Below are 1,483 nucleotides of genomic sequence, written 5' to 3'. Positions count from 1 at the left end.
TGTTTTTTCCAAGGCGGAAATGGCGTCCGACGCGCAAAAGTTGTATGGCGGCGATATTGCGGACTCCCTCGTGCCGGCGCAGTTCGCGCAGACGTTTCCCGTAAGCCGGGTCGGTCAAAAGGCATCCCCCGGCGGGCTGGGGGTAATCGGCGAGGCCGAACTCGCGCGCCAGCTCAATTTGGGGGCGGCGGCCGCGGCCTTTTATGGCGCACAATTTTTCGCGGTTCACCCAGCCAAGTTTTTCCGGCTCGGTTATTTCCAGCAGTTGCGCGCTGAGCGGCCGGAGCAGATAACCTTCCAGGCCGGATTCTTTGGCGACGATTGCCAACGCGCGTCTGTTTTGCGACATAGGGCGTTCGTTGAGAACTTCGCCGGTTGCCACAAAATTAAATTTCTCCGCGCGCATTATTTCCCCGGCTTTTTTGATCATGGCGGCATGGCAGTCAATGCAGGGATTTAATCCGGCGCCGAACCCGTGCCGGGGATGCTCAATGATGCCGAGGAGGGTGTCGGTAAAATCAATGATTTTTACCGGCAGATCCATCTTTTCAGCCGCGGTGACGGCGGCGGTTGCGTCAAAAAAAATGCTCCGGAAAATGAGGGCCGTCAGCCGGATGTTCTGCGCTTTCAGGAGGAGCGCGGCCAGCAGGCTGTCCAGTCCGCCGGAAAAAAGCACGAGGGCGCGGATATTATTCCGGGTGGTCATGTTTTCAGTTCAGTGTTATAATTTGGATGCTTCAAAGGGGCTTCGTTTGCGAAGTCCATTTAATGGGCCCGCGGCAAGCGCGGCCCCTACAAAGAAAGAATTCAACCAGCGAGTTAAAATCGGCGAAGTTCAGCGTTGCGTTTTCCGGGCCGGTTTTTCCGATGCCATACGAGACATACACGCTTTTCACGACCGCATTCCGCGCCGCGGCCAGGTCGGTGTGGTTGTCGCCTATGATCCAGGTTTCGGCGGCGTTCATGTTTACCAGGCGCATGGTTTCCCGGACGGCGGCCGGATCGGGTTTCAGCGGCAAACCGCTGTCGCCGCCGATAATGCTGGCGAAAAAGTCCGCGATTTTGAAGTGGTCAAGAATTATTTTGCAGGCCCTCGCGCCCTTGTTGCTGATGAGCGCCAGAACATGGCCATGCGCGCGCAACGCTGGCAAACCGGCGGCAACACCGGGGTATAGGACGGTTCGGTCGTGGATATGTTCAAGGTAAAACCTGGAATTGACGCGCACCGCCTCGTCAATATCAATGGTTTCTCCTGCCAGGGAGCGTTTTACCAGGTTGCGGACGCCGTCGCCGATAAACCCCGCGACGGTATCCACGTCCAGCGGCGGAAGGTTGTAGTGACGGCGCATGAGATTGATGCCGGCGCTCAGGTCATGCCGGGAATCAATCAGCGTGCCGTCCAGGTCAAAAATTAGAAGCTGTTGTTTCACCGGGTGTTAAAGTTTTAAAAGCTTGGTTGCGTTTTCCCGCGCAATTTTCCGGA

Annotated in this window: 2 protein-coding genes; both read right to left on the bottom strand. The window is 56.7% G+C overall.

Features of this window, described 5'->3' with window-relative positions:
• On the bottom strand, nt 1–706 hold a 706-nt coding region (locus PHP98_06285), incomplete at its 3' end, for a tRNA 4-thiouridine(8) synthase ThiI (protein ID MDD5483244.1).
• Nucleotides 707–737: 31 nt separating this feature from the next.
• The gene (locus PHP98_06280) at nt 738–1,430 is read right to left on the bottom strand and encodes an HAD-IA family hydrolase (GenBank protein ID MDD5483243.1); all 693 of its coding nucleotides are present in this window, start codon (nt 1,428–1,430) and stop codon (nt 738–740) included.
• Nucleotides 1,431–1,483: the final 53 nt, after the last annotated feature.

It is taken from the genome of Kiritimatiellia bacterium, assembly GCA_028715905.1.
Taxonomy (GTDB): domain Bacteria; phylum Verrucomicrobiota; class Kiritimatiellia; order JAAZAB01; family JAAZAB01; genus JAQUQV01.
This window is presented reverse-complemented; position numbering and strand designations above follow the sequence as displayed.